The organism is Alsobacter sp. (assembly GCF_059501845.1).
The window spans coordinates 326416-350305 of record NZ_JCACDK010000001.1 but is presented as its reverse complement, the minus strand read 5'-3'; the positions used below and the strand labels follow the sequence as shown (position 1 = coordinate 350305).

Below are 23890 nucleotides of genomic sequence, written 5' to 3'. Positions count from 1 at the left end.
AAGCCCAGGCGGGCGCGGCAACCGAAACGTGGAGTCCACTCCAAATTTCATTCGATGGCGCGGATCCGGGGTTGCCCGGCGGGAGCGGTCATGCCGGCGAGGATCAGGTCGAGATGCGGCCGGCTCAGCGCCAGGTGATCCTCGATCGACATCGACGTCGCCGCGATGAACCGGGAGAAATTCCAGGTGGTGATGCCGACGATGAGTTCGGCCAGGACAGCTGCATCCACGGCGGGATCCAGTCCGCCCTGCGCCTGGTAGATCCTGAGGAGCCGCACATATTGGCGCCTGATCAGCATGTTCAGCCGCATGCCGGTGCGATGGGCGCGGCCGCCCGGCTCGAGATATTGCGCCGACAGGATGATGCGCCAGCATTCGCGGGAGAGGTGGCGCATGGCCTGCCGAGCAAGCAGGTGCTCGAAGCCGTTGATGCCCTCGCGCGGGTCGGCGGGCAGCTTGGCCATGTAGGCGCGCCGCTCGGGGATCGACGCCTGGACGTGGCGCAGGGCGAGTTCCATGAGCAGGTTCGGCTTCGTCGAGAAGTAGTTGTAGACCGTCTGCGGCGCGACGGACGCGGTCTCCGCGATCTCCTCGATGCGCGTCGCCTCATAGCCCTGCTCGGCGAAGAGCGCCTCCGCCGCGTCCAGAACTTGGGCAGCGCGCTTTCTCCTGTGCTTCTCTCTTAGGCTCTCGCTGTTCATGGGTCTCCGGTCCGGCTCCGCGAATCCGTGGCAATTCCAACGACCGACCGCTCATGCCCCAACTTGGACTCCGCTCCAAATTTGGCGTTGACGCTACACCCCCGCCCCGCAAAGATCACCCGGAGAGACGTCAGGGGGAGCACCCGGGCATGGGTCTGAAGCTAGTGAAAAACCCTCCCCCCTGGCCCGGCGGGGCACGCTGTGCCGTCTGCTTCTGCTTCGATTTCGACGCGGAAAGCCTCCTTCACCTCTACTACCCCGATGATGCCGCGCGCCGCATCAACCTCTCCTCCAGCCTGCGCTACGGGCCGAAGGTCGCCATCCCCCGCATCGTCGAGATCTGGCGCCATTTCGGCATCAAGCAGACCGTCTTCGTCCCGGGCTGGTGCGTGGAAACCTACCCCGACGCGGCGGAGCTCCTCGTGTCGCACGGGCATGAACTGGGCCATCACGGCTATTTGCACGAGCGCCCCAACCAGCTCACCCGCGACGACGAGTTGAAAGTTCTGGAGGCGGGCATCCGGGCCATCGAGAAAGTCACTGGAAAGCCGCCCGCCGGGTACCGGTGTCCCTCGGGCGCCACGTCGGCACACACGATCGGCCTCCTGATCGACCACGGCTTCACCTACGACGCCTCGCTCGGCGGCGATGACGTGCCCTACCTGATGGAGGACGAAAAGGGACGCAGGCTCGTAGAATTGCCGTCGGACCACACGCTCGACGACTGGCCGCAATATGTGAACATGAAAGAGTTCAACATGGGCATGACGATCCAGTCGCCGCAGCGAGCGATGGACGTCTTCCAGGCGGAATTCGACGCGGCGTGGGAGTACGGTGGATTGTGGGCCGCCATCTGGCACCCCTTCGTGTCCGGGCGCCTGGCCCGGGCGCATGCCATGGTCGAGCTGATCGAACACATGCAGGGCAAGGGCGGCGTGTGGTTCGCGACGATGGCGGAGATCGCCGCGCACATCCAGGGACTGGTCGACCGTGGCGAGTGGTCGCCGCAGGTGGAGAAGGTGCCCTTCTGGCCGGAGCCCGTGCCGCAGGTCGCGCGGCCAAAGACTTGAGCGCGACTGCGGCCCGTTCCTTGCCTGACGGGACGTGGTGCGGAAGCGGGGCAAGGCGGGCCGGGAACCAGGGCGGCCGTCCCGCGTGAGTTTCCAGGGATCCCGGAGAGGATCCCGACACACCGGAGAGAGGGGATAGTGTGATGTCTCGTACCCGTTTGAGGAGCCTGGCGGTGGCGTTGTGCCTGCTGGCCCCGGCTGTTGCTCTGGCGCAGGAACTACCGCCGGAGATGGCCAAGACCAAGACCCTGCGCGTGGCGCAGAATGTCGGCTATCCGCCTCTCGAGTTCCGCGACCCCAAGACCAACGAGGTCGTCGGTTTCGACATCGACATGGTCAACGAGATCGCCAAGGAACTCGGCGTCAAGGTCGAGTGGCAGGACGGCGCCTTCGAGAACATGACGCCGTCGCTCCAGTCGGGCCGCGTCGACATGATCATGAGCGGCTTCTACGACACGCCGAAGCGCCGTGCGATCTTCGACTTCATCGATTATCTGAAGGCCGGCGCGCAGTTCTACACGCTGGAAAGCCTGAAGGACCTCAAGACGCACGCCGACCTGTGCGGCAAGACGATCACGACGACGCGCGGCACCAGCTATCCCGACACGGTGAAGGCCTACAGCGAGAAGATCTGCGCCGGCAAGGAGCCGATCACCGTCATCGTGGACACCGACCTCGGCCAGCAGCTCAGCAACATCAAGCAGGACCGCGCCGTCGCCGGCGTGCAGGGCCTCGAGGCCGTGCCCACCATCATCCAGATGGAGGCCGGCACCTATCGTCCGCTCGGCGAGCCGATTTCGTCGACGCTGATGGGCATCGCCTTCAACAAGAGCGACACCCAGCTGCGCGACGCGGTCTACGCGGCCCTCAAGAAGGTGATCGCCGACGGGCGCTACGACGCGGCGATCAAGAAGTGGAAGCTGGACCTCAGCGCCTATCCCAAGCTGTCGATCAATGAGGGCCCCCAACCGTGACGGCAGCGCCGTCGGTGCAGGGGAGCCGTACCGTCCCGGTCGTCGAGCAATCGGCGCACCGGGACGACATCGACATCGCGACCCTGCGCCACGTGAAGCCCAAGCACTATGGCCGCCTCGCGGCCATGGTGCTCATTCTCGCCTTTGCCGTCTTCCTCGTCCGTGCCTTCGCCGTCGGCCAGATCGACTGGGTCACGGTCCGCGAATACATCGTGTGGCCGACGATCCTGTGGGGCCTCGTCAACACGATCTGGATGTCCTGCGCGGCGATGGCGCTCGGCATCGTCCTCGGCGTCGCCTTCGCCGTGGCGCGGGGATCGCCGAACCCGATCCTGCGCGGCGCCTCCATCTTCTACGCCTGGCTGTTTCGCGGCACGCCGGTGATCCTGCAGCTGCTGATCTGGTTCAACCTGGCGCTGGTCTTCCCCCGCCTCGGCATCCCCGGCGTGTGGGACGTGAAGACCGTCTATGTCATCACGCCGGTGGTCGCGACGCTGCTCGGCCTTGGCCTCAACGAGGGTGCCTACATTTCCGAGATCGTCAGGGCCGGCCTGCTGTCGGTGGATGCCGGACAGTACGAGGCCGCCAAGGCCATCGGCATGTCGCGCATGACCGCGCTTCGACGGATCATCCTGCCCCAGGCCATGCGCGTGGTCGTCCCGCCGCTGGGCAACGAGTTCATCGGCCTGATCAAGATCACCTCGCTGGCCAGCATCATCGGATTCTCCGACCTGCTGCACAACGCGCAGGACATCTACTACGCCAACGCCAAGGTGATGGAGCTGCTGATCGTCGCCGCGCTCTGGTACCTCGTGGTGGTGACCGTGCTCAGCATCGGCCAGAGCCTCATCGAGCGCCGCTTCGGCCGCGGCTTCGCCAGCACGAACGCGCGCCGATGACCGCCATCGTGTCGGCACTGCGCGTGGGAAAGAAGTTCGGCCATGTCGCCGCGCTGAAGGACGTCACGCTCGACGTCACCACGGGCGAGGTCGCCTGCATCATCGGGCCCTCCGGCTCGGGCAAGACCACGTTCCTGCGCTGCATCAACCAGCTGGAGACGATCGATTCCGGCGCCCTGTGGGTGGCGGGCGAACTCACCGGTTACCGGCGCCAGGGCGATGCACTGCATCCGCTGAGCGAGGCGGAGATCTCGCGCCAGCGCCGTGTCACCGGCATGGTGTTCCAGCGCTTCAACCTCTTTCCGCACATGACCGCGCTGCAGAACGTCACCGAAGGTCCCGTGCAGGTGCTCCGGCAAAGGCCCGCCGACGCCAAGGCCACGGCCATGGCGCTGCTCGACAGGGTCGGCCTCGCGCACAAGGCGAACGCCTACCCGTCGGAACTGTCGGGCGGGCAGCAGCAGCGCGTCGCCATTGCCCGCGCGCTTGCGATGCAGCCCAAGCTGATGCTCTTCGACGAGCCGACCTCGGCGCTCGATCCCGAACTCGTCGGCGAGGTGCTCAAGGTCATGCGCGACCTCGCGACCTCCGGCATGACCATGATCGTCGTGACCCACGAATTGGGCTTTGCCCGCGAGGTCGGCAATCGCGTCATCTTCATGGACGAGGGACAGATCGTCGAAATGGGCAGGCCCGGCGAGTTGATGGCTAGCCCGCGCGAGGCGCGGACCAGAAACTTCCTGAGCTCCGTGCTGGGGCGGTGAGCCACTCTCCCCTCCAGGCCCGCAGCCACAGAGCGGCGGCAGCCCCGGGTGACGCGGGGCGTTGGCCGCGAAGCCTCAGCGCGCAGACATCCTGTCCGCCATCAGGCTGATCATCTCGAACATGATCACCGAGGCATTCATGGCGGTGATCTGATTGGGGCTGTCCTTCGTGGGCATCAGGCACACCACGTCGCCGCCGACGATGTCGAGTCCGCGAAGCGATTGCAGGATCCGGATCGCGTCGGCACAGCGCAACCCGGCATAGCCCGGCTCGATGTTGGAAACGCCCGGCGCGTCAGCGGGATCGAGCGAGTCGAGGTCGAACGTCACGTAGACCGGGGCGTCGCCGATCCGATCCCGGATGGCTGCAGCCGCGGCTTTCCATCCGATCTCCTCGTACTCGTCCATGCCGATGATGCGGTAGCCGAGTTCCTCGCTCGCGTGCCGGGAGCCGGGCGTGCCCACATTCGGCCTGATCCCGATCTGCGTGGAGCGGGTCGGATCGACATGGCCTTCCATGACCGTGTAGCTGCCCCAGTGCGCTGCCGACCGCCTGCTTCCCAGCCAGTGCGGCAGGTGATGGTAGGTGTCGGTGTGCGAGTCGAAGTGAACGAGGGCGACGGGCCGCCCCTTCGTGAGCCGGCTGCCCGTACCGGCAACCGCTTTGAGCAGCGGCCCCGTGATCGAGTGATCGCCGCCGATGGCGACGATACGGGTGCCTGCCCTGTCGAAGCGCTTCGCATACTCCTCGATGTGCTGCACGCTGATGTCGTTGACCATCGCTTCCGGCAGCGGAACGTCGCCGGCATCGACGATCCTGCAGACATCCCAGGGTGCGAGGCCGAAGCGTCCGTGTCCCCGGCGGTAGAGCGCCGAGACGTGGCGCACCGCGCGCGGACCGAGATGCTGGTCGCGCTCCGTCGAGCCGTTCCCGGAACTGTGGGGTACGCCGAGGACCGCGATGTCCGCCGCGGCGGGATCCTCCTCGTGCGGGCACCGGAAAAAAGTGGGCACGCCCCACCAGTACCAGCGCCCCATGGACTGCCTCGCGGCGTCCCAGTCGGTCTCGCTCATTCCCAAGCTCCCTTCTTCCGACCACAGAATGCTCCTGAAAAGGCAGCTGGAGAATACCGGGAGGGCGGAGGCGCAGTGGATGCCGGGCAAAGCAAACACCGGCAAAGACAACTGCAAGTGCACAACTTCCCTGCTGTGCAAACGTTATGCAGATTGATATAAGACAATGCAGAGTAGCGCTGTCGCTGGTTCACAATGGCCTTTGCAGGCTGACAGCGGTGCGGCGCTCCGGGCGCGGCCGACCCCGATCGAGGCAAACCATGACCCAGTTCACGTTTCCCGAGCTCCGCGCCGTCCCGCTCTTTTCGGGACTCGACGACAATGCGGCCGAACGGGTTTCCGCCTCCGTGATGATCAACAACTTTCCCCCGGAGACCGTGCTCTACCGCCAGAACACACGCAGCAGGTTCCTCTATGCCATTCTCTCGGGTGAGGTGGAGCTCGGGGCCGCGCAGGGCGGAGCGGCCTCTACAGTGCTTCTGGGAACTCCCGGCTTTCTGTTCCCCTTGCCGTGCGTGCTGTCGGATGCGCCCTGCCTCCTCTCGGCCAGGACGCTGCGGCGCTCCCGCATCGCCATGATCCCCGACGACAAGCTGCGGCAGTGGATAACGGAGTATCCCTCCGTGGCTCGTGGCATCATCGATTGTCTGGCGGGCACGAGCCGGGTGCTGGTTTCCGACCTGCTGGAGGCCCGCTTCAGCACCTCCCTGGAGCGCTTCGCGCGTTGGCTGCTGCGCCAGACCGTGCAGAACGGTCCTGACAGCCAGACGATCGCACTCTCGCTCCAGCGTCGGCAGATCGCGGCCTTGCTGGGCATGTCGCCCGAGAGTCTGTCGCGCAGCATTGCGGTGCTGCAGAAGCACGGCGTGAAGTTTGACGGCCAGACCGTCACCATCGCCAGCCTGGCTGAGCTCGAAACCCAGGCGCCCTATCGCCGGTTGCTCGATGATGACGACCAGGAGCACTGGATGAAGGGTCTCTCTCTCGGCAGCGAAGCCATGCAGCGACTCTGACGCCGCAAGGCTTGCGGCGCGCGGTCGCCCCGTCGAAACTGGGCGCAGGGACCCCAGGCGAGGGTCCGGCGGGAGTGCGCGCGTGACCAGGAACGGCAAGGGACCCCACGGCTTCGGCCGGGGCCTGACGAATTACGGCGACAGCGGTTTCAGCCTGTATCTCCGCCGCTCCTTCGCCAGCTCGATGGGCTACAGCCGGGAGATGATGGACCGGCCCATCGTCGGCATTGCGCACTCCGCCAGCGGCTTCAACAACTGTCATCGCTACGTGCCCGACCTCGTCGAGGCGGTGAAGCGGGGTGTCCTTGCGGCCGGGGCGCTGCCCATCGAATTTCCGACCATCTCGCTCGGCGAGGTGTTCCTCAGCCCCACCAGCCTGAAGTTCCGCAACCTCATGGCCATGGACGTGGAAGAGATGATCCGCGCCCAGCCGATGGACGCGGTGGTGCTCGTCGGCGGATGCGACAAGACGGTTCCGGCGCAACTCATGGGTGCGGCATCAGCCGGCCTGCCGGCGATCCAGCTGGTGACCGGGCCCATGTCCACGAGCCGCCACGAAGGCGAGAGACTCGGCGCCTGCACGGACTGCCGCCGCTACTGGGCGAAGTTCCGCGCCGGAGAGGTGGATGCGGAGGGTATCTCGAAGGTGGAGCGCAGGCTCGCCTCGACCGCCGGAACCTGCGCCGTGATGGGAACCGCGAGTACGATGGCGGTGCTCGCCGAAGCGCTGGGTATGATGCCGTCCGGAGCAGCGACCGTGCCGGCCGTCGACGCCGACCGCCTGCGCATCGCGGAGGAGACGGGGCGGGCCGCTGTCGCGCTGATCGGCAGCGACCGCCGCCCGGACAGGATCCTGACGCCACGTGCCTTCGAGAACGCACTGCGCGTTCTGCTGGCGGTCGGAGGATCGACAAATGCCATGGTGCACCTCGCCGCCCTTGCCGGGCGCGTCGGCCATCGCATCGATTTCGACCTCTTCAACGCACTCAGCGAAAGCACGCCGGTGCTGGTCGACCTGAAGCCGACCGGCAGCGGCTACATGGAGGATTTCCATGCCGCCGGTGGCGTGCCGGCCCTGCTCCGCGAGATGCGAAGCCTGCTGCACCTCGACTGCCGGACGGTGACCGGCGAAACGCTCGGCGAGCGCATCGACGCCGCGCCTGACTGGGTGGACCGCTCCATCATCGCCACGCTCGATGCACCCGTGGACGCGAAAGGCGGTCTCGTCGCCCTGTTCGGCAATCTCGCGCCGCGGGGAGCCATCCTGAAGCGCTCGGCTGCCGATCCGCGTCTCTTCGAGCGCGAAGGCCGCGCTGTCGTGTTCTCCTCGCTGGCCGACCTGGCGGCGCGGATCGACGATCCCGCGCTCGACGTGAACCCGGACGATTTCCTGGTGCTGCAGAATGCCGGCCCCGCCAGCGAGGCCGCCATGCCGGAAGCCGGTTACCTGCCCATTCCGGGAAAGCTGGCCCGGACGGGCGTGAAGGACATGGTGCGGATCTCAGACGCGCGCATGAGCGGCACCGCCTATGGCACCATCGTGCTCCACGTCGCACCCGACGCTGCATCAGGCGGCCCGCTCGGCCTCGTGCGCAACGGGGATCGCATCCGGCTCAGCGTCGCCGAGCGCCGCATCGAGCTCCTCGTCTCCGGTGAAGAGCTTGCGAGCCGCGCCGGCGAACGCCGCCCCGCCCGCCCCCGCCCCGAGCGCGGCTACGCCAGGCTCTACGCCGACCACATTCTGCAGGCAGACGAAGGCTGCGACTTCGATTTCCTGCGCTGAGCCGGTGTGACCGGCGTTGTCGCTCAGTGCATCGATCGTTCAAGGTCGTGCAGGGAGATGTCGAGGCGCATGCACACGCGCCGGAACGCCTGCTCGACCTCGTCGCTGCAGGGCTCGTCGCTGATCATATCGGCGCGGATCTCGAGCAGCAGCGCGATCAGCTCCCTCCGGCACACCGAGTGAGCAAGGGCAAGGAGGGCGTCGTCGGAGAGTCGCTGCGGGTCCATGGCCCATAGTGATCCGCCATTGCCGCGCAAAGCGACAGTCGGGAAAACACGAACCCCCGCCAGGGCGGCCACCTCCCGAATAGCATCTGCTGAACGCACGAGTCGTTCGCTCGCGGTTTCCGCCTCGCTCTGACGCGACAGAGCAAACCACCCCAGGTTTGGCGGCGTCCCCGGAAAACAGGAGGGCGGCGGCAAAATCAGGACTCGGAAGCGGGAATGAATTGCTGTGGATTGCAGGATTGCCCGGCACCAACCTGCCCGCATGCCCCAACTGACTCTGAACCACGCCGCCAAGCTGAAACTTAATCTATTGTTAACTATTTCCCCTTTGTGCCAGCTTAACGCAGATAAGGCCACGGTCAGTCCGACCATTTCACGTCGATAACGTGTAACAAGCTCTTTAATTTTACCTCTTGCCTTTATTGAACACCCGTGCCCATAGTTTGACACATTGATTTGATGCAGGGCACCCTGATGGACCGCACGACACCCACCGGATACTGCACCTCAAACGCGCGGCGGCGATTGCTGCGCGTGCTCGCTGGCGCCGCCGCGACGGCACCGCTGATGCTGATGTCGCGTGCCCAGGCCGGCGAATTCAATCTCGACAAAATCATCAGGCCGAAGCCTCCAAAGGGCGGAACGCAGCCTGGCGGAAGCGGCAACTGCCTTCTCGAAGGCACAATGATTGCCACCCGAGAGGGTGAGAAGCCTGTCCAGGACCTTGGGATCGGAGACCTTCTCGAAACAGCTGACGGCTCGTACCGCCCGATCAAGTGGATTGGCCGCCAAACCGTATCGAAGCAGGGCGCGTCGTGGGAAGCCGAGCAGCGCCTCGTCCGGATCAATGCCGGCGCGATTGAGGACGGAGTTCCCAGCCGGGACGTCTGGCTGACGCCCGCTCACGGGATCTATGTGGCCGGCTATCTCATCAATGCCGACACTCTGGTCAACGGCCGCAGCATCATCAGCGAAGCGCCACGCGGCGAGACCTATACCGTCTATCACGTCGAGTTGGAGGATCACCGGGTAATCCTGGCGAATGGTCTTCCGGTGGAGACGCTTCTCGTCGAAGCTCATCAGACGCGCGACGGCTTCGACAATGCAGCGGATTACACACGGCTTTACGGTGCCGAGCAGCGTCGCGCCGTCATTCCATACGCCGCCCGGCTGTCCTACAATGGCCTTCGCGAGGAAATCCGTGGCCTCGTGAGAGCGTCGGTCTACCCCCTCGCCGATCTGCGCGACCCGATTCACCGGATCTGCGACGACGTGGTGGCGCGGGCATCGCGAGCTCTCTAGGCGAGAGCGACCGGTCTGGTCGGAACCCGTCCGTCAGTCGTGCGGGGCCGAGCCCGCCGATCGAGAATAGAGTAATCCTCCGGACGGGATCCAGCACAGACAAGTTGTCCGGGCGTCGCAATACGTGCCGTAGCCGTGCCTGAATCGGTCAAAGGCGCCGTTTCGCGCGCGGTTTAATTTGCTCGATGGCGGCCGGCGCCGGACGATTTTGTCCTGGCGCAGGCGCACTTGAATCGAAACTATCGATCCCACCCGGTAGGGTCGTCGATTATCCTCGGGCGGAGGCCGCGGTCGAGGCCGGATCCCGGCGAGACTTGATGTGTGCCCCCCAAGCTCGGGCTTGCTTCGTCAGAAGCGAGCCGGCCTTGGCGATAACCGCCTCAAGCAGCACCAGTGACTTTGGCGAGCAGGCAAGCAGTCGAGGAGCGCGACGGCGCCACGATAAACCAACAAAGGTCTCACTTCCGCCAGGTCACCACTGACGTGGCGGCGAAATTCCAGACGGCGCCAACGAGGATGCCTGCAATGCCAGCCAACCACCACCGATAATCCCGATCGGCGAAGAGGTAGCCGGCAATACCTACATTCGCTACAGCGCCCAATGAGCATGCAGCTGCGAAACTCAACAGGCCCTTTGTTACCGGCCAAAGGCCCTTCAGGCGTCTATCCGAGTAGGTCAACTCGTTATTGACGAAGAAGTTGAATACAAGCGCAACCAGAGTTGCGGCCGATTGGGCAGCCTGAAAGCCGATCTGCCCGGCCATGAGGGCCGAGAGGACCGTCATGTGTACGAATACGCCAGCGCCCCCGATGACCGCAAAGGAAAGAAATCGGGCGGGGATAACGTGGCCAACAGCCTTGTCGGCAAGCAACATAAAATACTGCCAAATTACAAGGCTGTCGAGCTTACTTGCGCCGTACTGCCTAGCTCGAAACTGATATGGAACTTCCTTGATCCGTAATGGCGCCTTACTGGAAGCGCACAGATCTAGAAGGATCTTATATCCTTGCCCGGAAAGATTTCGGACACTTTGATCTATTGCGTCTCGGGTTATCAGGAAAAAACCACTCATGGGGTCTGAGCACTCTGACCGCATCACAGTGCCGGCGAGCAGCGTGGCAATCGAACTCATCCTCGCCCGTGACTTGTCCCAGTCACCAATTCCTCCGCCCGGAACGTAACGTGATCCGACAACGACATCGCAATCACCCCTGCTGATCTCCTCCAGCATGACGCGCAGTATTTCTTCGTCATGCTGCAGATCTGCATCCATGACGGCGACGTATGGCGCCGTGGTGCTGCACATCCCTTCCACTACGGCTGAAGACAGGCCCCGCCGCTTGATCCGGTGGATTCGCCTAACCAAGGGATCGCGCAGGGTTAATTCCCGCAGAACGTCCAGAGTGCCGTCGGTCGAGTCGTCGTCAACGAAGACGATCTCGTGTGCGTAACCGTCAAGCGCTTCGTGAACCTTCCGGGCGACTATTTCGACATTTTCGCGCTCGTTGAAGGTGGGGATGATTACGGAAATAACAGGAGGCTCTGCGGCAAGCACGGCTGGCCGTGCGCGCTCCAACAGCCCAAAACCATCTGCTGCGCGCATTGTCCCCCTCCTTTGCTCCAGCAGAGGAGCGTTCAGTCACAGTCACCCCGCTTAATAGCCTAGCCCTCATTTTAATTAAAGTTCTTATCGACGACAAGGCTAACATGGGCGTCGCTCTCGAGGTTTAGGCGCTTTGGCGGTCCTCGCCGGAAGCGTTGTAGGAACAGTCTCGTTCACTGCGCGATTGCTTCCACGGAGACCGCTACACGTTTCTCTCTCACAATAAACAGCTTGGAAAGCTCGCTTCGATGAAGCACGTTTCCGCGCAACCGCTTTACATAAATCATGTCCTATATTAAGTTGGCATAGGATGGTTTGGCAGCTGGGTACCACACATGATCTTCGGTGAGCTTTGTGCGGGGTACGCTGTCATTCACTCGCAAGAATGGAATCCGGAAAGGACGGCCCACTTCGAAGCACGGCTCCGAAGCGTCGGCGTACATCATCCAATAGTCGTCCAACCGCGGCGGATCGATATGTCTGATCCCAGGATGGAAGCCTACGGACCAGATGGCGGGAAGTTGGTCAGCCTCATCGACGCCGTGCAGCGCGCAATCCAGCTGGCTCGGGAAAATGCCTGGGACCGCGTCGCCATCTTTGAGGACGACATCAAGTTCAGGGCCAATTTTAGTCAGTTGTGGGATGAGGTTTCGGTCCATGTGGACAGGACAGACTGGGATCTCCTTTGTCTCCATCGGTTGGACTGCGTCGAGCAGCCATTCCAGAAGGTCAGACTCGTTCGGATAACCCATAACTCGCTGTGCCACTGTCTTATTATGACAAAGAATGCGTTTGATGGAATTGAAAACTCGCTGAATTATTGCATCAGTAAGGGCTACCCCCTGGACTTTTTGTTTGGGGTTTACAGTATAGGCGAAGATGGAAAGATCTTTGCGACTACGAAGAACCTGACCGGACAGGCGGGCGGATTTGTGAGCGGACTTCAGGGGGGGATGACGCCCCGGAAGTCCTTTTTCTACTCAGAGTTCAAGTCGTTCAGGCATCCTGCCGAAAAGCTGGCAGTCACAGCTGGACTTCGCATAGTGCGCGCCGCGCGCCGGGTCTCACGCTAGACATCTGATATTGGGAAATGATGGTGCACTCTGCTCACCCGAGTGGCGGGATGCGCTATGGGCCACGTCCTTCATGGAAGCGCCGATACGACAGAAGCTAACGAGCGAACTCAAGCTCTAGAGCAAGTGTCGGCAGCACATGCGCCCGCACCGTGTATTGCCAGCATGCGTCCGCAACGGCAAACGGGTGGCGCCCATTCTTCCGCTCGAGGCTTAACTCGGCGGCGCTAAGGATCGATGGACCGACTATCAACAGTCAACCTTCGGCCCTCGATTTCGACAACAGGCTTTACCCCTGCGGATCTGTAGGGCACCAAGACAAGCCGGGAACTCGACTTCGACCAGATCCGAAACTGGTATTGCGCTTCCTCGAAATCCCGCCCGGTCGCCTCTTTGAATTCATCCCATTCCCGTCCCGGTGCCCAGGAATGCTTGAAGCTGCCAAGCTGGAAACGCGCGTTCGCTTCAGACTCGACAAGCAGAACGTAGTCTACCCCCCACTGACCCTTGAATTCAAAACGGTTCCAGCCTGCAGGAAGCGGAAAGAAATCTGTTGAGGAGGCAGCCTTCCCGCCATCCGGAGGTGTCTTGACCCCGCTCGGCGTTGCCACACCACCCCTGGCCATGAGGTTCAGGTTGAGTATCTTTTCGGCTGCCGCGTCCGGTCCGTTGAATGTATCTCTGATGACGACGATGGGCCTGTCGGCAACAGCGCGGTCCAGCTCGACCGTGCGCGACCAGGTCGTCGTGTCGGTGATCTGAAAGGTGGCTGTTGCCCTAGCCCGTTCATCCCCTGTGACACCAGTCACATCGTGCGTCGGGTACGCATAGCCGACGTCGGCCAGGGCCGGCAGCAGTCCTGACGAACCGTCCCACTTTGCATCAGCCGCCATCGTAATTGTGTTCGCAAGAAGCGAGGAACTCACGCGCGGCGAGTACATGCTGCCCCACGAGACCGATGCCGGCACTCCCATCAGATACATGATGGGTGCACCTTGGTCAGCGCTGCGATGGTCGTGAAAGAAGTCTCCGTGCAGGAACCAAAGCGCAGTTTCAGCTTCGGTTCCGAAGCCAGACCGCATGACCGACAGATAGTCGGGATAGGTCGCGTCGTGCAGCTTGGGACCAAGCCGCGGTAAGGACTGGTCGATCTTCAGGATTGAGGATTGATAGAAGTCGCTGAACGGTTCGCCTATCGACGTCCATGCCGCCATCAATTGTCTCGACAAGTCCGGTTGCGCTTCGGCAAGCATTGTAGCGAGTTGGCCGAGAATCTCGGAGGCTTCCGTCGGTCCATCGCCGAACGTGACGAGCTTTCTTTTGCCCCCGAAACGGACTTCAGGCGGAGTGACCAGATCGAGCATGAAGCGGCCCAGGGGCGGCACCCTGGGATCTGAGCGGGCGCAATCGCCCAGATTTGCGACGCGTGCCTGCTGGCACAGATTAAGAGTGGGAACAACGCCGGCAGAGGTATAGTGGGGACTCCCGCGCGAAGCTCCCGTGTCGCTCACATAGGCGGCTAGCCTCTCGCGAAGGCGGGATGTCAGTGTTTCGGGATTGAAGCGGTTCCGAATACCTCGATTGCCGAGCAACGTCAGCAGCAACCCGTCCCGCTGACTTATATACTGAAGAGGCATGTTTGCAGTACCCATGCCCACGTCAGCACCGTCATGCAAGGGAACGAAGTCGTTATCCAGCATTAAGTAACCGAAGAACACCATTGCCTGATAGATGCGCCTCTTCTTTTCAGCTGAAAGGCCGAGGCTCTTGACCGCGATTGTAGCACCGGGCGTGAGGCCACGAATAGCGAGCGCACCCATCCAGTACATATACTTGTTTTCGTAAACTCCATTCCTTTGCCAGAACGCATCGAGCATGTCCCGATGAGTTGTTGTCACGTCGCTGTAAACCTTCTGGGCCTGTTCGGTGCCGTCCCCTGCGATAAGCTGTAGTAAATTGCGGGATGCGGGTTCGCGGTCCCCCATTCGGCGCGCGAAGAGCGCGTCGTTGCGAAGTCTGTTCGACAGGCGATCCTGCTGTGCGGGTTGCAAGTACATGCCGCTTGAAGAAAACATTTCCGTGTCTGACTCTGGCAACCACTGCAGTAGCTTTGTGAGCGGAAAATTGATCTGCTGGTTCTGGATCAGGCCGGCTTCGGGCGTGACATTAGCCGGCGTAATGGGCTCAGCACCAATCGACAATGCCCAGGGATACCGGATGTGCCGGTAGATCGACGCGTCGGGGCCCCTGCCATTGGCTAGGTACAATAGCTGGGCATGTCGCCCCAATCCCACGAATTTGACGCCGCTGAAGCCCGCACCCGACACCCGGCCAGCTGCTCCGCCAATGGCAGCGACCCAGTTGGTACTGTGGCCGCTTCCATCTCGCGCAATGACAAAGCGCCCTCCATTGACGCTCCAGGGGTTCCAGATCTGTACAAACGGATTCCTGTTATAGTCGTCTGCGGCGAGAGGCTCGGTCAGGTCGCGCGTTGCGTCGACATGCTCCTCAGTGTCACCGCAACAGCTCTCATAGACAATCTTCTCACCGTTCTGGATTGTATAACCCGCTGCAACGTCGTCGGCGTGATGCCCCCGATAACGAAGTTGGTTCATGTCGAGACCGACGACCTCGTATCCGTTGACCCAGTTGTAATTGCTTTCTTCTTCAAAGAAGACAGCGTTGACACCGGCTCTAAGCTCAATGATCTGGGAAGCAAAACCGTTCTCGTCGGGAGGGAAAACGATCTGGTCTTCGCCATAGCGCATGGCCGGGTGCGAGAACGAGAAGGTGGCGCGCAGCCGTGTCAGTAGGGGCCCCTTCTCGAGGACCGTGAGCGAGTAGGCCGTCAGCTTTGGGCGTGAGTTTCCGGTCGGATCGAAATGGCGGTCGAACTCGCCAGCCCCGATGGTGCCGTTGAGCACCACGCTGCCGGAGCGTGGAGAGATGGAGCGCACCGGGGGCAAAGGGTGCGAGAGATCCATCGACTTTCGCAGCACGACCTCGAGACGGTCGTTCGCGACCGTGATCTGGTCCGGGGTCTCCTTGATCTGGACCGCGCCATGGACAGGAAAGGCGTTGCTCACGATAGCGCGCAGGCTAACGGCTCGGGATTCGCCCGCCCTCAGTCCCATCTGAAAGAGCACCTCGCCCGAACTCAGAACCTGGTACTGACTTTGCGGCTCAGGCGCCGGGACCTCACAAGGCAGTGGGGCCTCTACGCTTACAACCTGGAGTTCGATCGAGGCCGAGGTGGGGTTGTTCACCTCCCGCACCCTGTCCAGGTTGCAAACAGCTGCCCGTCGCGTGTCGGAATTCGCGGCTGCAGCGCTGACGAGTGCGAGTGGACCCAGCCATCCCGGCCAGATCATCAGAACGATAGCGCAGCATGCAGCGGGCAGGAATGAAGGGGCCGTGCGCGCATCGCGCGCCCGCCCGCGTGGGTTAGCGACACATGTCGGGATATCGGACGGCGATATCATGTTCACCTGGGCTTAGCGGCGCACCAACGGGCAAACCGGTTCCAGCACGGCCTATTGAGAGCCGATGTGTTGCTGGTGAGGTCCCCAAAGCGGGACACCGTCCTTGCTGTATCCGCCTGCGGGTTCCTCCCACGCTTTCGGTCCAGCGAGGAGCAGACCATCCACAACCTGGACCGTACCGGGAGGCGTGGTCCGGCTTATGGTCGCCGACAATGGGACCAGATCGTCCTTGTCGAGGAAGTTCCACTTGACGTAACGGCTGACGGAGACCGGGAGAGTCAGGATGATCAGGACGGCAAACAGACGTTTTTGACTGAGAGCCGTGAAGTGCATCATCAATGGGACGATGAGTAGCGGAATGAAAAGAATATGCCGAGTCTCACCGATGGACCCGTTTAGCCAGACCGAACTGAAGAGACAAATCAGAAGTGCCAGAGCTACGCCGCAGAAAACTGCAGCGAACAACAGGCTGTCCCTCTTGCGCTCACGGAGAATGCAGAACCCGATGTAGAACAGCACCAGCAACGCCGGGTACGCGATCTGGGGAGCTGTAAGCACCCGTCCAATGGCCTCCCCGGCCTGATAAACTGTCATCGGAACTGAAAATTGACCTCCAACGAACGGGTGGCTTCCGCCTTGCCCCAACCAGGCCCGGCAGACGACCCAGGCCAGCAGGGGGACGCCGACAAGGAGAGCGCCGCCAGCGAAACGATCGACCAGTTTTCCCCGCCCCAGGAAGAACAGAGTGCATGCTGCGGCGCTCACCATTACAATGCTGGAGTTGTGGCTCAGAAGCATTGCCGTCCCGATGGGGATGGCGACGGCCAGAGAGGGCCAACTGGCCCGGCCTTCGCGGCGATGTGAAAGCCAAAGCGCTCCAAGGAAGAATGGAAGAAACGTGCCTGTCAGATTCTGCGCCATTGCGCTCGCCTGGAACAGCACGATTGCGAACGCGATGAAGAGACTAACCTGAACGCGCTCCATCAGGGGAGCAGGCGTCCGGGAGTCCTTGGTCAGAAGAAGATAGAGCCAGCACCAGCCATACGCCTGAACAAGCAATAGCAAAGTGTTCGCCGCGACAAGAACCGCCGTGGTTTGGCCCAGGAGTTTGGTCCAAGCAGCGAGGTAAATGCTGTAAAGAGGCGGCCATGCAATGATCGGATTACCGGAAAAGTAGCGGTATCCGTTACCTTCCGCGATGTTGACGGCACCCTGCCAGTACGCCCATGCGTCGGCTGGCAATCCGATTCCGCGCAAGTGGCCCAACACGAACAGCAAGGCCGTGAGGACTGCGGTAGCAAGACACCACGCCTGGCCACTTACGCGCTTCTCATGTTCCATCAGGAGACCCTCAGCCAGCAATGCCACGCATTCGTCAGTCCGCCCAGCCGCGCGACAGTAGCGGACCACCTCCATACTGCTGGTTGATGGCGGAACGGTTGAACGTACTCACCCCAGCAAACTTCGCGCTGGAACCCACCTCATCTACTTGATCGGAAACCGGTGACGGATCCGCGGCGGTGATCCAGCGGCGGTAAAAAAAGAAGAACAAGCAGAGGTTGATCGCCAGGGTGGCAGTGAACCGGGCTAGGGTCAGGCTCGGTAGTACAAGCCGATACAGCGGCTCCGGATCGGAATGCCTAATAAAGAGGATTTCCGCGATCCGTCTGGCTGAGCCCACGACAGCGTTCCCTGACGACACCAGCCCGTTTGTAGGCTCCTCGTGCTGCCATGGCGCGCGGGACGGAAATGGAGCCGCTGCACCAACACCCGAGAATACGATGGACAAAAGTGCCAAACCTACAAACGATCTGCGGATAAGCGCGCCTCGTCTCAGCACACCCGATAAAGCTCCATACCCAAGCATCAATACGGGGCAGATTGTCGCAAACCAGCGGACACCGAAAGACCAGCCCGAGTAATTGTTAGATTTCAATATATAGACAATAATAAAAGACAATACCCCTGCGAGAATGCAGGCGACCTCTCTTCTGTACTCAAATTTTTTCGGCGCACAGAACCAGAATAACCATCCAGCGACCCCAAGGATCAGAACTGGCGAATGCGAGATAAGTCCTCTGTGCCCAACCAACATGTGAAACGCATAGGCTAAGCCGCCTGCCAAACTCTCCTGACCGGCTACCCCCGAAAGGTTATCCGCACTGAATGTGGAGCCCTCGTATGTCCATAACGACGGGGTCATAGATGCCGGCTTGATGCCACCCGTCATAATGTAATTTAAGTAGAAATGCGCTGCCAGCGGCCCGACCGTAGCAACCGAGAACACAATGCCCTTTTTTACGGACTGAAGTGCCGATGCAATGAAGATGAATGGCAAAAAAACCAAGCATGCAACGTCAATAGACGCGGCCAACGAATAAGCCAGTCCGCAGCAGAATGCAGCACTCGCATTCTCCGCCCGTCGCGATACACAAAGACTATATGTCCCGAACATGATCAACATTGCACTTGGCACGTGGTTGTTGATCAAGGTCGAAAACGGCAACACGAGTGTTCCGGAGAACATGCAGAACGTGATCAGGTCACTGAACCGCGGAGGACAGCCGAAAACCAGAAGGATGGAACGAAACGCGTAAGCACCCGCCGTCGCGAGAAGCCCCACCGAGAGAAAGGTTAGTATGTAGTATGTTGGAACCCCGTATCCGGAAAAATCTAGACCGACGAACCTAATGAGAAAATAAAATAAGGAAATGTATAAAGACAGTATGGGCGGCTTATCTGAGTAAAAATGGCCCCTATAGAAGTACTTGTCGCCGGTTCTGTTTAGAAAATCCGATTTATCAATGTTCAACTCGTGGAATTCTACGATAGCCTGAACCTGAGCAAGACGGGAGCCATCATTCCATCCGCCGTAGATGATCTGAGTTGCAACCGTGAGGACCAGCAGCACTGCCAGACTGACAATGGCGCCGGGAAACCGGGCCTCCAACCGCTCTAGGCTGGTACGTGCAAAGGAAACCCGAATGAGCCAGACTGCTCCGGAATCGGCCCGGCGGCCTCGATCCGATTTTTCCATCAAGCTTTCCACCATGTTTTGAGGCGTGTCAGGCCGGAACTGCCGGGCCGCTTGGGACCGAAACGCACGGCGGGCACCGCTACACGTTCTCTCAGCGGTTCATGGACTCGACGAAGAAGTTCCAGGTATCCGCGCCGAAACCTGGGGGAGGCTTGTGTCCGAGCCCATCGTATTCGCACTCGATCACTGGAGCGCGGCAGCCCGACATCGCTCGGCAGATTTGGCCTTTTGTGACTTGGGTGTCGCTCGTGCAGCCATTCAGATGCTGCAAAAGCTTGCTGGTGGTCGCGAACAAAGGCGCCGGATAGTACTGGTCCCCGCCTGTTGCGTGTGTAAAACGGAGCGAGGCGCGCGATTGCACTGGGCAGGCCCCGCCGTCTTTCATGTTAACGTACGACTTGAAGTCGGTTTTGTCTTTGAATTCGTCGCTTGCTGCCTGGACGGCAATGGCCCGAAATCTATCTCCGCGGCAGCAGGTCAGCGCAGTCGTGAAATCGCCACCCCACGAACCGCCATACGCGAAGACACGGCTTTCATCAATACAGTACTTCTCTCCAATTTCCTTCATCATGTTGTCGAACAGCCCCATGTCGTAACCAGTGCAGGAGCTATTCCAGCCGACGCCGTAATTCTCGAACGGCACTCCATCCGGAGCGACAAAGATAGCCTCGCCGGAGGGAAGCCCTGCCTCAACCACGCCCTCGTTGATGGCATCCTGTCCTTTCTGGCCAGCACCGTGAAAACCGAAGACGAGTGCCAATGGGGTGGTTCCCCGGTAGTTCTTGGGCACAACAATGTCGTATATGCGCTCCCGCCCGGAGCCATCGGTTATAGTCCGCTGGTAATGGCCGGTTGGGCCAGGTTGGCCGCATCCTGCACTCGGTCGAACGGCCGTCGTTTTTCCATCGGCGCCGAGAGCTTCCTGAGCCTGAACTGGCCACGCCAAACATGCCAAGGCACAAGCGCAAAGCAGTGTGCGTCCCCAGCCCACAAGGTTCGACATGGCGTTCCATCGCCTCTCCAAGAACAAGACCATCCCTCCTCTCTGGATCATCACAAGCTTACGTGCTGGTCGGCACTGAAACGAAGAAACGTTCGACACCGCGGTGAGACCGATAAGACGCAACGATTCCGGAAACCCAAGCATACCCGCATCCAGTCAAACCGGGGCCTTACGTGAAACCTCACGCTCTGTCGCATCGCGTTGGCGGCTTGAGGCTTCTTGATTGGACTTGGAGGTATTACATGCCCTGAGCGGGCATTAGCGCTGATTTTGCCACCCGCCATGACCTAGCCACGCTTTCTGCCTTTTCGTATCCCAGCATTTTGGCAAGCTTCCTGAGATGAGGGGGACCAGACGGAAGGAACTTGCCCGTGGCCTGGTCAAGCAGGGTCAACTCCTGGCGAAACGCGTTCCTGTCCGCAACAAACAACAGCCGCATATAGTGAGTGCAGCTCGCGACGAGCGCACCGTGCTCTTGTTCGGTCAAGCCGGCTTCGATCATGGTTTTTCCGTCGAGCGCCCGTCTAACGGTTGCAAGAAAGGATCGCGCTGTTAAGCCAGCCTCATACCGCGCTGCCGCCCCGCCCACCCGTGTCTGTCCAAGAACATGGCGCCAGTAGTATAACGGCTCGTCGGAATGAACCGTCTTGAATAGTCCGCCTTTGACTGCAATCCGAACCTGAATGTCAAGGTCTTCGTAGACCTTCATTGACTCGTCGAAACCGTTGACTGCCTCAAGCCAGGATCGCCGCACCAGTTGGGGGAGAATGGCATTTCCACCGATCATGATGACTGCCGGAGGTCGACCATCAATCTGGGCCTCCATGACATCGCCAAAAGGTTCGAAGACCCCGTCCCGCCAGTAAGCCCGCTGCCAGGCAGAGTGAACGGCTGCGTAGTGATCATCGAGACCGCTGACGCCGCGCAGTTGATGCTCCGTTCTATGCGGCACGATGTAGTCATCAGCATCCACAAAACTGATCCAGGGCGCGTCTGTCGATCGCCACCCGACGTTTCTCGCTGCGCTGACGCCCCTGTTTTCCTGCCTTAGAACAACGAATGGCCGTCGCGATTTGGAAAGCCGGGCCTCCGCAATGGCGGCGGTACCGTCGGTCGACCCATCGTCAACGACAACGACTTCGAGGTTGTCGTAGGTTTGATCCAACACTGACTTGATCGTCTGAACTATCGTGTCAGCCGCGTTGTAAGCCGGTATCACGACCGCCACTTTCATAATACGCTCCCCCTGATAGAAATCGAAACAACACGGATCTCCCGCGTTTTGTGTAGTCGTCGAGCGATGTCAGGTAAATCATCACCAGCATTCGAAGACGTCGTTCAGGCCAACGCAAACCCGGATGCTTCGGGTAATCTTCCTTGGGTACCGCTGCCCGGTTCTTTTTGACTTCCACTTGCGCGGTTGAGGTACGCAGCCTGCAGCTTCACAACACGATCTTCAATGCTGTCATCTGGCTTTCTCAGCGCAACGCCGCCGTAATCCTGCGCTTTTTGCTTCCGTTCTTCGTTGCTAGGGCTGCCGGACACGTCGGCGGGCATCGGCCGGGAATTCAGCGGCATGCTTGTCCAGCGATGAAGGCAAACGCGACAATATGTCGGCCCATGCGGCGGTCGCTTGGCGCAGCGAGAATACCTGTTCGTACATGGCCCGCGCCCGTTTGCCCGCGCGCAAGACCCTGTCAGGGTCGATCGCCAGTTCGTCGATCGTCATCGCCAATTGAGCACCATCGCCAACCGCGACAACGGCCCCGAGATCGTAGGCTCTGACCAAGCCTGCCACCTCCCCGTCCTGATCGGCCACGGCGATTACAGGACGGGCCGCTGCGGCAATCCCGAAGAATTTGCTGGGAACGATGAGGCCTTCCATTTCCGGTCTAAGCGACAGCCAGTGAACGTCCGCAACACCCAAGGAAAGAGAAAGCGACTCGCGATCCTGGTACGGTTTAAACTGAAACATATGTTCGAGTGAGCGGGCCCTCACAGAAGATTTCAGCTGATCGACATGATTACCGCCGCCGATAAAAAGGAATAATATCCGTTTGTTTTGCACCTGCTCCGCGGCATCCAACAGCGTATCGTATTCGTGGGCTCGTCCCATGTTACCTGAATACGCGATGACAAATTTATCCTTCAATCCCCAAGCCTGTCGCAGTGGGTTATTCTCGGGGGCTACAGGAATGATGGCCTCGTCTGCCCAATTCGAGACCACATGCAAGGACTGAGGGGGGACATGAAGCGATCTGAGGTACTCGGCCATTCTCGTTCCGATCACGACGTTCGCAGCCGCCTTCCGCAGCGCGATATTGCGAACCTTGATCAGCGCCGTGCCGATCGGCCCCGCGATGAATGGCACCTTCAAACGAATGGCGATTTCGGGGTAGACGTCCTGAAGCCAGTTGATGAGCCGAGCGCCTCGCAACATGATCACCGGGAGAAGGGCTACGCACAGCAGTGGCGGATCGGTCTTCGCAACGACGATGTCTCCTTGTCTGGCGAGCCTGAATACCGCCAGCGCTGCCAGCACAAGGAAGGTCACGTAATCCACGACCCGGCCTAGAATGCTCTTGCGGCCCATATTGCTGGATCGGACTCGATGGATCGTGACACCGCGGGCCACCTCTTCCATCCGAAGGCAACCGCCCTCCTCGGCATAGAGGCCCTTCATGCCGCAAACGGCATGCACGTCTTCTCCCGCCGACGCCAGGCTCTCCGCCAGACTGGTCGCGATCTGGCTCGTCGCCGACTGGTCCGGATAGTAGAACCGGTTGACGAAGATGATACGGGGCATGAGCCGGTCCCTAATTCCAGAAACTTGGTTGAGTCAGCCGGCCACCTTCCCATTCGGCTCAGGACGTCGCGCCCACGGCCAGCCTGCCCTTTGCTTGGTGGAGGGAGGCAAAGATCTGCGACGCGGCGCGAACGCCCACCCGTTCGGACACCCAAGCTGCAATCTTCAGGCGTGTGGTTATCCCCAGCTGCTCCTTACGGAGCCAGGAGACCCCCTCTAGGAACCCCGGATGGCCGTGCAGGAACAAGGTGTACGCCGCCTTGCAGACGACCCCGGAAATCGCAGCGCGACGCCTCGCCGTGAGCGCCTGCTCATTAGTCCAGAGCGTCATGCAGCTTTGCGCGCGCCTCATGCAATCGACCCAGAACCGATCCGGGTGCCTGCGTGAAAGGCTGTCGGGAAGAACACGGTAAGCGGCGCCGACGTGCTCGGATCGGCAGAGAACGGCCCCGGTACGGACAGCATCGAACAGAAAATGCGCGTCCTGCACGATGGGATACTCAGCCTTGAACCCGCCGGCCCCGATGACCACGTTTCTCGAATACATACAGGCGACCGGTGGAGCCCAGAATGTCTCGATACACGCGACCTCCGGGTCGCAGGAGAACTGGTCCATGTCGACCTGGCGCGCTTGGGTGTCTTTGAGCCCGCCGGTTGTCGTACCCGTGAACTCGACCCAGTCGCAGATAACGATTTCCGCGCGGCACCGCGCCGCTTCCTTGAAGCGTTCAGCCAAGGTGCCGGGCTTGAGGAGATCGTCCGAATCCACGAACACGATCCACTCACCGGACGACGCGTGGAACCCGGCATTTCGGGCTGAGCTCACGCCGCGGTTCGGGCCACTGAGAAGAGACACTCGGCTGCCGAAGGTGCGCGCGATTTCAAGCGAGTTGTCTGTAGAGCCATCATCAACAAGGATGATCTCATCATCAGAATTTACTTCTTCAAGAATACTAACTATGGTAGCCCGCAGTGTCGGCGCTGCGTTGTAGAACGGTACGATTACGCTAAGCCGCATCGCTAAAACCCATTGTAAATCGTTGCTTCGGATGGCTTCGGGCCTAGAGACCCCGCGAAG

The 23890-nt window shown here is 60.9% G+C and carries 20 protein-coding genes; 8 read left to right on the top strand and 12 right to left on the bottom strand.

Going from position 1 to position 23890, the window contains the following annotated elements; all coding sequences use genetic code 11:
* Nucleotides 1–47: 47 nt before the first annotated feature.
* Nucleotides 48–701, bottom strand: a complete 654-nt coding sequence (locus AC5JCN_RS01615) for a TetR/AcrR family transcriptional regulator (RefSeq protein ID WP_495753254.1) — start codon at nt 699–701, stop codon at nt 48–50.
* 149 nt (nt 702–850) lie between these two features.
* On the opposite strand from AC5JCN_RS01615, the gene AC5JCN_RS01610 reads away from it, so the two are divergent.
* The 4 genes from AC5JCN_RS01610 to AC5JCN_RS01595 all read left to right on the top strand — a co-directional run bounded on the left by AC5JCN_RS01610 (nt 851) and on the right by AC5JCN_RS01595 (nt 4408).
* Nucleotides 851–1771 (top strand): polysaccharide deacetylase family protein, encoded by a 921-nt coding sequence (locus AC5JCN_RS01610; RefSeq protein ID WP_495753253.1) that lies wholly within the window; start codon nt 851–853, stop codon nt 1769–1771.
* A gap of 143 nt (nt 1772–1914) precedes the next feature.
* Nucleotides 1915–2745, top strand: a complete 831-nt coding sequence (locus AC5JCN_RS01605; protein WP_495753252.1) for an ABC transporter substrate-binding protein — start codon at nt 1915–1917, stop codon at nt 2743–2745.
* A gap of 68 nt (nt 2746–2813) precedes the next feature.
* Nucleotides 2814–3644 (top strand): amino acid ABC transporter permease, encoded by an 831-nt coding sequence (locus AC5JCN_RS01600; protein WP_495753726.1) that lies wholly within the window; start codon nt 2814–2816, stop codon nt 3642–3644.
* Nucleotides 3641–4408, top strand: a complete 768-nt coding sequence (locus AC5JCN_RS01595) for an amino acid ABC transporter ATP-binding protein (RefSeq protein WP_495753251.1) — start codon at nt 3641–3643, stop codon at nt 4406–4408. The genes AC5JCN_RS01600 and AC5JCN_RS01595 overlap by 4 nt, the downstream gene beginning before the upstream one ends.
* 75 nt (nt 4409–4483) lie before the next feature.
* Here the strand turns inward: AC5JCN_RS01595 and AC5JCN_RS01590 are convergent, their stop codons facing one another.
* Complete coding sequence (locus AC5JCN_RS01590; protein ID WP_495753250.1) at nt 4484–5482, bottom strand: arginase family protein; 999 nt, start codon at nt 5480–5482, stop codon at nt 4484–4486.
* Nucleotides 5483–5742: 260 nt separating this feature from the next.
* Here AC5JCN_RS01590 and AC5JCN_RS01585 point away from each other — a divergent pair, with 260 nt between their 5' ends.
* Together AC5JCN_RS01585 and AC5JCN_RS01580 are read left to right on the top strand one after the other, a co-directional pair.
* Complete coding sequence (locus AC5JCN_RS01585; RefSeq protein ID WP_495753249.1) at nt 5743–6495, top strand: helix-turn-helix domain-containing protein; 753 nt, start codon at nt 5743–5745, stop codon at nt 6493–6495.
* 82 nt (nt 6496–6577) lie between these two features.
* Nucleotides 6578–8278, top strand: coding sequence for a dihydroxy-acid dehydratase (locus AC5JCN_RS01580; protein ID WP_495753248.1), 1701 nt, complete (start codon nt 6578–6580; stop codon nt 8276–8278).
* 23 nt (nt 8279–8301) lie between these two features.
* Here AC5JCN_RS01580 and AC5JCN_RS01575 read toward each other — a convergent pair whose 3' ends face one another.
* A complete protein-coding gene (locus AC5JCN_RS01575) occupies nt 8302–8505 on the bottom strand; it encodes a hypothetical protein (RefSeq protein ID WP_495753247.1) in 204 nt (67 codons plus the stop codon).
* Between the two features lie 459 nt (nt 8506–8964).
* Here AC5JCN_RS01575 and AC5JCN_RS01570 point away from each other — a divergent pair, with 459 nt between their 5' ends.
* The gene (locus tag AC5JCN_RS01570; protein WP_495753246.1) at nt 8965–9807 is read left to right on the top strand and encodes a Hint domain-containing protein; all 843 of its coding nucleotides are present in this window, start codon (nt 8965–8967) and stop codon (nt 9805–9807) included.
* 458 nt (nt 9808–10265) lie between these two features.
* On the opposite strand, the gene AC5JCN_RS01565 is transcribed toward AC5JCN_RS01570, so the two are convergent.
* A complete protein-coding gene (locus AC5JCN_RS01565; RefSeq protein WP_495753245.1) occupies nt 10266–11411 on the bottom strand; it encodes a glycosyltransferase in 1146 nt (381 codons plus the stop codon).
* A 491-nt stretch (nt 11412–11902) separates the two neighbouring features.
* On the opposite strand from AC5JCN_RS01565, the gene AC5JCN_RS01560 reads away from it, so the two are divergent.
* Nucleotides 11903–12484: a hypothetical protein gene (locus AC5JCN_RS01560; RefSeq protein ID WP_495753244.1), complete on the top strand. Its 582-nt coding sequence runs from the start codon at nt 11903–11905 to the stop codon at nt 12482–12484.
* 227 nt (nt 12485–12711) lie between these two features.
* Here AC5JCN_RS01560 and AC5JCN_RS01555 read toward each other — a convergent pair whose 3' ends face one another.
* The 8 genes from AC5JCN_RS01555 to AC5JCN_RS01520 all read right to left on the bottom strand — a co-directional run bounded on the left by AC5JCN_RS01555 (nt 12712) and on the right by AC5JCN_RS01520 (nt 23830).
* The gene (locus AC5JCN_RS01555) at nt 12712–15750 is read right to left on the bottom strand and encodes a hypothetical protein (RefSeq protein ID WP_495753243.1); all 3039 of its coding nucleotides are present in this window, start codon (nt 15748–15750) and stop codon (nt 12712–12714) included.
* A gap of 267 nt (nt 15751–16017) precedes the next feature.
* A complete protein-coding gene (locus AC5JCN_RS01550; protein ID WP_495753242.1) occupies nt 16018–17307 on the bottom strand; it encodes a putative glycosyltransferase family protein in 1290 nt (429 codons plus the stop codon).
* Between the two features lie 34 nt (nt 17308–17341).
* On the bottom strand, nt 17342–19003 hold the full coding sequence (locus AC5JCN_RS01545) for a hypothetical protein (RefSeq protein WP_495753241.1): 1662 nt from the start codon (nt 19001–19003) through the stop codon (nt 17342–17344).
* Between the two features lie 91 nt (nt 19004–19094).
* The gene (locus tag AC5JCN_RS01540) at nt 19095–19763 is read right to left on the bottom strand and encodes an alpha/beta hydrolase family protein (RefSeq protein WP_495753240.1); all 669 of its coding nucleotides are present in this window, start codon (nt 19761–19763) and stop codon (nt 19095–19097) included.
* 481 nt (nt 19764–20244) lie between these two features.
* Nucleotides 20245–21240, bottom strand: a complete 996-nt coding sequence (locus AC5JCN_RS01535) for a glycosyltransferase family A protein (RefSeq protein WP_495753239.1) — start codon at nt 21238–21240, stop codon at nt 20245–20247.
* Nucleotides 21241–21344: 104 nt separating this feature from the next.
* Nucleotides 21345–21563, bottom strand: a complete 219-nt coding sequence (locus tag AC5JCN_RS01530; protein ID WP_495753238.1) for a hypothetical protein — start codon at nt 21561–21563, stop codon at nt 21345–21347.
* The gene (locus AC5JCN_RS01525; protein ID WP_495753237.1) at nt 21535–22812 is read right to left on the bottom strand and encodes a glycosyltransferase family 4 protein; all 1278 of its coding nucleotides are present in this window, start codon (nt 22810–22812) and stop codon (nt 21535–21537) included. Before AC5JCN_RS01525 ends, AC5JCN_RS01530 begins: the two co-directional genes overlap by 29 nt.
* A 58-nt stretch (nt 22813–22870) precedes the next feature.
* A complete protein-coding gene (locus tag AC5JCN_RS01520; RefSeq protein ID WP_495753236.1) occupies nt 22871–23830 on the bottom strand; it encodes a glycosyltransferase family 2 protein in 960 nt (319 codons plus the stop codon).
* Between the last annotated feature and the right edge of the window lie 60 nt (nt 23831–23890).